Origin of the sequence: Blautia sp. DFI.1.216, assembly GCF_020594215.1 — a bacterium.
Classification (GTDB): Bacteria; Bacillota; Clostridia; order Lachnospirales; family Lachnospiraceae; genus Blautia_A; species Blautia_A wexlerae.
In genome coordinates this window covers 1-611 of record NZ_JAJDML010000163.1, presented here as the reverse complement: position 1 = coordinate 611, position 611 = coordinate 1, and the positions used below count along the sequence as shown (strand labels likewise).

The following is a 611-nucleotide window of genomic DNA, read 5'->3' as shown; positions in this document are numbered from 1 at the left end:
CGAATCAGCTTCTCAACTCTGGCAGTCATAGCCTTTTGATGTTCGCAAATCTTCTTTTTATCAAAAAGATACTCTGGAATAAAAATCAGATTCGGAGAGTCTTTATAATACCGGTATTTATAACTGCTCACCCAAAATATCTCCGGATGATCCAGACGCATCTGAAAAAATACATTATAAAGTTCTTCTCCCTCTAATGCCGGAATCTGAAATTCATCCGCCAGGTTTTTCACACCGCTAAGAATGCTGTGATATGCAGCCTGCTGCGCCTTATTCATATGGTTGTAATAATATTGCTCCATTGTTATCTTATCTCCAAGTTCTTCGTCACTTATAATCCCTTCCGGTACATTTCACTGATCACTGCCTGCGCATGTTCAGATTCCTTTTTCTCTATTATCTGCGCCCGATCACTTAAAATCGCCAGCATCTCATCTACCAGATCTTCGATTTTAGGATTTGTATACCGATATAAATAACCCAGCATTCTGGTTGCAGTATAATCTGTATTCATATTTTTATATGCAATCTCAGCACAAAGCTCCTTCGGATAGCCCTTGCTGAGCAAAACCCTGTATAGTTCTTCTGTTCTTTCTGATGCCATGTTTTTT

The 611-nt window shown here is 39.0% G+C and carries 1 protein-coding gene and 1 pseudogene; both read right to left on the bottom strand.

Annotated elements, in window-relative coordinates:
* Positions 1-302 (bottom strand): annotated as a pseudogene (locus tag LJE11_RS19235) (transglutaminase domain-containing protein); the annotation flags it as partial.
* A 29-nt stretch (positions 303-331) separates the two neighbouring features.
* Positions 332-604 carry a hypothetical protein gene (locus LJE11_RS19230; RefSeq protein WP_008703953.1) on the bottom strand — a complete coding sequence of 91 codons (273 nt, stop codon included), beginning with the start codon at positions 602-604 and terminating at the stop codon, positions 332-334.
* Positions 605-611 lie beyond the last annotated feature (7 nt).

Excerpts from the sequence above, each read along its gene's own strand:
- LJE11_RS19230 (WP_008703953.1), bottom strand. The coding sequence starts at position 604 with ATGGCATCAGAAAGAACAGAAGAACTATACAGGGTTTTGCTCAGCAAG.